Annotated in this window: 5 protein-coding genes, 1 tRNA gene, 1 rRNA gene and 1 pseudogene; 1 reads left to right on the top strand and 7 read right to left on the bottom strand. The window is 46.5% G+C overall.

Going from position 1 to position 7,576, the window contains the following annotated elements; genetic code table 11:
- From G587_RS0116095 to dnaX, 7 genes and pseudogenes are all read right to left on the bottom strand, one after another.
- Positions 1-169, bottom strand: a 16S ribosomal RNA gene (locus tag G587_RS0116095); the annotation flags it as partial.
- A 323-nt stretch (positions 170-492) separates the two neighbouring features.
- Positions 493-945 (bottom strand): CvpA family protein, encoded by a 453-nt coding sequence (locus G587_RS0116090; RefSeq protein ID WP_026493088.1) that lies wholly within the window; start codon positions 943-945, stop codon positions 493-495.
- A gap of 111 nt (positions 946-1,056) precedes the next feature.
- Entirely contained in the window at positions 1,057-2,367 is a 1,311-nt protein-coding gene (locus G587_RS0116085) for a DUF5711 family protein (protein ID WP_026493087.1), read from the bottom strand.
- Positions 2,368-2,396: 29 nt separating this feature from the next.
- Positions 2,397-3,437: an aldose epimerase family protein gene (locus G587_RS0116080; protein WP_026493086.1), complete on the bottom strand. Its 1,041-nt coding sequence runs from the start codon at positions 3,435-3,437 to the stop codon at positions 2,397-2,399.
- A gap of 40 nt (positions 3,438-3,477) precedes the next feature.
- Entirely contained in the window at positions 3,478-4,077 is a 600-nt protein-coding gene (gene recR / locus G587_RS0116075) for a recombination mediator RecR (RefSeq protein ID WP_026493085.1), read from the bottom strand.
- Positions 4,078-4,109: 32 nt separating this feature from the next.
- The gene (locus G587_RS0116070; RefSeq protein WP_026493084.1) at positions 4,110-4,460 is read right to left on the bottom strand and encodes a YbaB/EbfC family nucleoid-associated protein; all 351 of its coding nucleotides are present in this window, start codon (positions 4,458-4,460) and stop codon (positions 4,110-4,112) included.
- A gap of 411 nt (positions 4,461-4,871) precedes the next feature.
- A pseudogene (gene dnaX, locus G587_RS23160) lies at positions 4,872-6,467 on the bottom strand (DNA polymerase III subunit gamma/tau); the annotation flags it as partial.
- 136 nt (positions 6,468-6,603) lie between these two features.
- Here dnaX and G587_RS0116060 point away from each other — a divergent pair.
- Positions 6,604-6,689: transfer RNA gene (locus tag G587_RS0116060), tRNA-Ser, on the top strand.
- The last annotated feature ends 887 nt before the right edge of the window (positions 6,690-7,576 follow it).

The raw sequence follows: 7,576 nt of genomic DNA, 5'->3' as shown, positions 1-7,576 counted from the left end.
CTGTTATCCCCCAGTACGAGGCAGGTTGCCCACGCGTTACTCACCCGTCCGCCACTAAGATTTAACAAGATTCCGCCGAAGCCTCATCAGCGTTAAATCTCCGTTCGACTTGCATGTGTTAGGCACGCCGCCAGCGTTCATCCTGAGCCAGGATCGAACTCTCACGTTTAAATGTATCTCATCACCGAAGTGACTTGATCGTTCGTCTGACCAGAACTTAAGCTTGGCTTTTGTTCTGTCCGTTTTACCTTTAGTTAGGTTGTTTTGTTCTCTGAAATTTCTTTTTGGAATTTTCAGGGTTGCATTACTATTTCATTGTCAATGTGCTTTGTCTTGGCTTGTCAGCCGCAACTCTGATAGATTATCATGTCAGCAGCTTTCTGTCAAGAACTTTTTTAAATTTTTTATAGCTTGTTTCGAGAAATATTATAAGTAGTTATCAGCTCTTAAATAATGCTCTCTCGAAGTGAGCGAAATTGATTATAGCACTCCTTAAATACGAATGCAACTAATAATTTTTGAAATTGTAAAAGAAATTGCCGAGTCGATTTTATAGCCCACTATATGTTGTATCAGCATAACCCACATGTAAGTTTCAATCGCTCCAAAGCACGCTCCGAGAACCTTATTGGCACTGCTTAATATAGGTACTTTTCCGGATCCTTTTGTTCCTTTTGCAATTCCTGTGATAACTCTATATATAGAAACAACAATTGCAAGCTGAATTATTGTTTTGAATATATGAAGATTTTCCCCGTGCATAATCTTACCGATAGTACCGGCCGTAAGGGTAAAGATAACAAAGCCCACTGCCAGGGAAGCGATCTCTATGAGCTCGGATACAAGTCCGAATCTATAGCCTATAGATATTCTCCACAATAATACAATTAAAACCGCAAGTGAAATAATCACCTGCGGCGTTGAAATAAATTCCATTATGTTCATATCTTGCCCTCATCCGTCAGCTTCGCTGACACCTTCTCCCAGAGGGAGAAGACTATATAATTGCTTTGGCTCAAGTGTATTGAGTTCTCCCAGAAGGAGAAGGCTTTATAATTACTTTAGCTCAAGTGTATCGAGTGATCTTTCGGTAACAAGAAGGAACTTACTTCTGACATTAGTAGGTACCATAACCTTTACTGCATGATCGAAGGTGCCTCTGAATTTCTCTGTACCCTTCATATCATACAGGATATACTCATCCTCGCCGTATACGATTATCTGGCCGTTGTCGAAGAGAACATCCACGTATTCCGTATCGAAATATATGGTAGTATCAAGGTTACCGGTCTCACCGTAGATCTGAAGTCTGTATGCACCTTCATCAGTATTATTTACGAAAACAACTCCGACATAGTTGTCACTATAGAATACCGACTTGATCTCCTCATCTCCTGTGAGGCTCTCTGTCTGACTGGTAGGAACCTCTTTTCCTGAAAAGAACATGAGTCTGTCATCAGCAACAGCGAAGATCTTGGAATCATTCATGAACTGAACGTAGGGCACTACTACATCCGGGTAGTCATAGCCACTTGCGTAGTTATCCGCAAGGTTCTGTCCGACGTCGCCGAAATTGAAGAACGCAACACTGGTCTTGAGCTTGCCGCTGTCCGCCTTGAGGTAGGATACGCAAACCAGCTCACCGCTGGGTGATATTGAGATATCAACTGGGTATCCGCTGTCCTGCATGGTGGTCTTGAAGCTGGCGAGCTCTTTGCCACTTGGATCAAAAAGGTATATCCAGGTGACATTCTTGTCATCAAGAACAGCTGCCACAACTCCCTGGGACGCGACACAGAAGTCTCTTATCGGAAGATTGGTGTCAATCTCCCCAAGGGCGCCGCCTGTATTGGCTACGTAGATGTTATGTCCGTTGTAATCGCCGATCGCAACCACGTCCTTACAGGTGTGGATTGTCGGATTCTGCATCTGGTAGGTCTGGTTCCAGAGCTGCTGGCCACTGCCGTCGATGCAGCTTGCACCGTCTTTACTGTAGGTGAGGACGTAGCCAGCGAGGTTAATGGCTTTGGCACCTGAAGCGTCTGCGATTTTCACAGATGAGGTGATATTGCTCTCAGTGAAATGCTTATCCCTCCAGCTGACGTATACGCCTGCTACTATAAGAGCGGTTACCGCAATGACAACCACGGTCCTTATGGCAACTGCGATTCTGTGCTTCCTTATGCGCTCCTGATAGGTAGGGCCTTTGGTAGGATAGCCGTCGTACTCACCTGATTCGGCGATGTCAGGATCCTCATCCCAGTCATAGTCCCTGTTTAACGCCTCGAAGGGATTGTCGTCCCTATCATCATTATTTTTCTTCTGTAATTTTTTTAAATACTTGGTGAAATCCTTGACTTCTGCCATTTAAAACTCTTTTCCAAAATAGATCTGTCTTATAAAAAGCGATATACGGTCATTGAATCGTACTCGCGCTCCGGTCCGAACACTGCATCCGGGAAGTTGCTGTGGTGAATTGCATCCGGATAAATCTGTGTTTCAAGACAGAAGCCTTCTCTATTCTTGTAGACTGCACCGTCTTTTCCGCCGTCTGCATCGAGGCAGTTACCTGCGTAGAACTGGAATGCAGGAAGTGTCGTTGAGCACTGCATTGTAATTCCGGATTCAGGACAGGTTACAGTAGCGAAGGTTCTTCTTGTGCCGTCTGCGTTGTCGATAATAAAGTTATGGTCATAGCCGCCGCCGAGCCTTAGCTGTTCATCATCAGCGTCAATCTCAAGGCCGATGACCTTCTCTTTTCTAAAATCAAAAGGAGTGCCCTCAACGTCAGCAATCTCACCATTGGGGATCAGTCCTTTTCCTACAACAGTAGTCTTGCTTGAATTGAACTGAGCTACATGGTCTGTGATAGTGCCGGCATCGTGGCCGCGAAGATTGAAATAGCAGTGGTTAGTGATGTTGATAAGTGTCTTGGCATCACTTGTTGCATGATAGTGAAGCATCAGTGAGTTGTCCTCTGTCAAAGTGTATGTAACTGAGAACTCTCTGTTTCCTGAAAATCCAAGATCACCATCCTCTGATTTCAATGTGAATGTGACGCTGTTGTCAGTCTCAGCAGCCTCCCATACTCTCTTATGAAAACCGTTGTCGAAATCACTGTGAAGATTGTTAGGGCCGTCATTTACAGCCATTTTGAAGTCTTTTCCATCGATAGAATAAGCTGCTCCGCCGATTCTGTTAGCGACAGGTCCAACCACAACGCCAATAAAGCACGGATTGTCGAAATAATTCTCAGGGCTCTCAAAGCCGAGAACCACGTCTCTCTTTTCACCGTTCTTATCCTTAACAAAAATGTTGCGGATAGCTGCGCCATAGTTCATAAGACAAACCTCCATTCCCTGGTCGTTTGTCATATGATAGCCGTAAATAGGTGCTCCGTCTTTTGTTTCTCCAAGAAACTCTCTTTTCACACTCATTTTGTTTCCTCCACTTCAAGTTGCAGTTGTTTTCTGTTAGTTATAATTCTGTTCTGCCCTCTAAAGCTCTTAGTAACGTTACTTCGTCTATATATTCAAGGTCGCCGCCTACGGGAACTCCGCTGGCGATTCGTGTGACCTTAATTCCTGTCGGCTTTATGAGTTTGCTTATATACATTCCTGTGGTCTCGCCCTCTAAGCTGGAATTGGTGGCGATTATGACTTCCTCAACATTGTCTGTCTGAAGTCTCTGCACCAGTTCCTTAAGTTTGATATCCCCGGGGCCTATGCCAAGCATGGGAGAAATCGCTCCATGTAGCACATGGTAAACTCCCTCGTATTTCCCTGTCTTTTCATAGGCTGCGAGATCCCTGGTGTTCTCAACCACCATGATTGTGCGGTGGTCGCGTTTTTCGTTAGCACAAATTGGACAGATCTCATCGTCCGTAAGTGTGCAGCATTTGCTGCAGTAATGCACGTTCTCCCTGGCATCGGTGAGGGACTTTGCGAGTCTCTCTACTCTGTCCTTAGGAAGTCCTATTATATAAAAAGCCAGTCTCTGAGCCGACTTACCACCAATCCCGGGAAGGGATGAGAGCTCGTCGATCAGTCTGTTGATATGTCCACTGTATAGATCCATTAAAATGAAAGTCCTCCGAGACGTAACTTTAATTAGAACGGAAGTCCTCCGAGACCTCCAAGGCCGCCTGTCATCTTGCCCATGATATCGCCCTGAGCCTTCTCTGCCTGCTCCATGGCCTCATTAACCGCTGCTACGATCATGTCCTGCAGCATCTCTACATCATCAGGATCAACCGCATCCTTAGCGATTGTGATGCCTGTAAGCTTCTTACTTCCTGTAACGGTTGCTTCAACTGCACCGCCGCCTGCGCTTGCCTTAAACTCCTTGGTCTCGAGCTCCTTCTGGCTCTCCTCCATCTGACGCTGCATGCGCTGCGCCTGTTTCATAAGATTATTCATGTTGCCCGGCATACCGCCCGGGAATCCACCTCTCTTTGCCATTTATAATTCCTCCTGTTTCTCTTGTTCATATTGAAAAATGGTTAATAAGCTATTTTAGTCGTCTTCTGTGTCCTTCTCTTCAAAGGCATTCTCATCATCGCTGGCCTGCTGGTCATAGTCAGGTTCCACATAATTCATGGCCTGCTGATCGTAGTAGTCGTCCTCATCAATGCCTGTGATGATATCTCCACCGGAGTTCTCGATGTCGGATTGTTCATCCATAGGTGCTGCTTCTGCCGGGGCTTCAGCTTCCTGTAAGGGTGCTGCTTCTTCCGGAGCTTCAGCTTCCTGCACAGATACTGTCTCTGCCGGAGCATCTCCTTCTTGTTGAGGTTCCTCATTTGGAACTTCTGCAGAAATAGCATTCATTCCACCAAGACTGTCCTCCGGGAATTCCGGCATCTCCACTTCTTCCTCTGTGACAATGTCGAAGTGAATGTTGTTGAGGCTTACGTACTGCTCTGCCATGGGCTTGTCACGATCCGCAAAGCGCATCTCAAACTCTACATGCTTACCGATAGCTTCGTCAATAACTGCAGAAAGTTCGCTCTTTCCGGGCTCATCGTTGTACTTATCAACGCGCTCCTTATTATCAAGCACTATGAAAAGCTTGTTATCATTGCCCTGGGAAAGGACTGCCTTCTCAAGGTACACACGCATGGGATTACCCATTTTCACAAGGATTCTTCCCCACTCGTTAACTACACGCTTTACATCTTCTGCAACCGCAGACTCAAGAACCTTAGCCTTCTGAGGTTCGGGTGCAGCTCCTGAAGGTGCTCCACCGCCGGCAGCTCCGGAAGCATTAACGGTTATCTGACCACTTTTAATGCCGCCAAGGACACCGTCCATCTCCTCACTTCGTTCCTCGAGAATTCTGAGCCTATCAAGAATCGCGCCTGTGTCCTCATCCATCTGAGGCTTGCAGAGTCTTATAAGTGCAACCTCTATAAGGATACGTTTCTGAGCCGCAAAGCGCAAGCTCTGGGACAACTCCGAGAACACTCTGATATATCGCATTATGGTATCGATGTCTGAGCTCTTCGCCAGCTCTTTTAATGCATTCAGATTGTCAGTGGACATGTCCACCGCATCCTCCATATTATCGGAGGTGCTGACAAGCATCAGGTTCCTCAGGTACCAAATGAAGTCGCTGACAAACTGCGTAAGCTCGCGGCCCTGGATTACGATCTCGGATAAGAGATTCAGCGCACTGCTGACGTCCTGAGCTATCAGGTATGAAAAGAGCCTTCCGAAAATCGCGGTGTCAACTGCGCCGAGGACTCCAAGCACCTTATCGTAGGTCAGCTCCTCGCCGTAGTTAAAGGCGATACACTGGTCAAGGAGACTTAGGGAATCACGCATGGAGCCATCTGCTGCCTTCGCAACATAGCGAAGGGCCTTGTCCTCCACCTTCACGCCTTCCTTATCCACGACCTCGCGGAGCCTGTCTGCGATGGTGTCGATGGTGATTCTATGAAAATCGTATCTCTGACATCTGGACAGAATGGTGATCGGAATCTTCTGTACTTCAGTAGTTGCCAGAATGAATATTACATAGGACGGGGGCTCCTCAAGGCTCTTAAGCAGCGCATTAAAAGCGCCGGTAGAGAGCATGTGAACCTCGTCGATGATGTAAACCTTGTATTTTCCAACTGTTGGTGAATATGAGATCTCGTCGATGATCTCACGGATGTTATCTACGCCGTTGTTAGATGCAGCATCTATCTCAATAACATTCCCCATTGCCGCACCGGACTCTATCGCTTTACAGGTAGGGCACTCGCCACAGGGGCTTCCGTCCTGCGGGTTCTCACAGTTAACTGCTCTTGCAAGAATCTTGGCAACCGAGGTCTTACCGGTACCTCTGGTTCCACAAAACAGATATGCGTGTCCAATCCTGTCGGATTTAATCTGATTCTTAAGCGTTGTCACTATATGATCCTGACCTTTGACGTCGTCAAAGACAGGCGGTCTGAACTTTCTATATAAAGCTACGTATGCCATTTAGATCCCCATTTATTTTCATACTTCAACTAACTAATTATACTCAATAACCGCTCCAGCAACAACTGTTTATTGACTTAAGAGAATAGCGCTCGTATAATGAAAAAGCGCGAAAACTTGAGTTTTTGTGCGTTATGGAGTCGTATCAAAGTGGTCGTAATGAGGCGCACTCGAAATGCGTTTGTCCTTCGGGGCACGAGGGTTCGAATCCCTCCGACTCCGCTTGTTCTATGTTTTGGCTCTGCCTGTTGGCAGGGTCTTTTTTATTTCTTCTCAGACTGGTTCCCTGCGGGTATTGCTTTTCGGCGGCCGTTACGTCTATCCGCGAAGAATTGTTCATTCCGATTCCTCTGCGGGTATTGCTTTTTGGCGGCCGTTACGTCTATCCGCGAAGAATTGTTCATTCCGATTCCTCTGCGGGTATTGCTTTTTGGCGGCCGTTACGTCTATCCGCGAAGAATTGTTCATTCCGATTCCTCTGCGGGTATTGCTTTTCGGCGGCCGTTACGTCTATCCGCGAACTTGCTTTTCTATCGGTTGAACTGTAATGTTGTCTTTTTGGAGCACGTTACACCGGAATGTTTTATTTCCTCAATATCGGTTGCACACTCATGCCAGCTTTATTGACACCGTTACGTCGATGTTCTAATTTGTTCGCGAGTTGACGCAACTCATTCCTAGACATTCTTCCCGCACATCAACCGATTTAGGTCCATTAAGTGCTACTGGTTGAATTACAACCTTAACCCCACGCTCTTTATTCATCCTATTTACCATCATTATCTCTTTCCGGTCCAATCGCGGCTAATTTCCCCAGGTGATCATTACGTCTACCCGCGAAGAATTGTTAATTCCGGTCCCTCGCGGGAAATACGTCCCGCTTGCCGTTACGTCTGTTCGCGAACAATTATTCAAACCGGTTGCCAGGCACTTAACACCGCCCAAACCCAATAGCCCAGATAACCCCAATAGCCCCCAAAATACCAAATAGTTCGTATCTACCCAGTTCTTATCCAAATCGAGCAGGCTGACTCCTACTCGATTTCGCACACGAACATTCCGCACTTCGTGCTCCATGTTCTTACAACCGGCAAATGAATTTGTATGCA

The organism is Butyrivibrio sp. XPD2002, assembly GCF_000423945.1.
Lineage (GTDB): Bacteria > Bacillota > Clostridia > Lachnospirales > Lachnospiraceae > Butyrivibrio.
The sequence above is the reverse complement of the archived record's forward strand: the minus strand, read 5'-3'. Positions and strand labels throughout refer to the sequence as shown.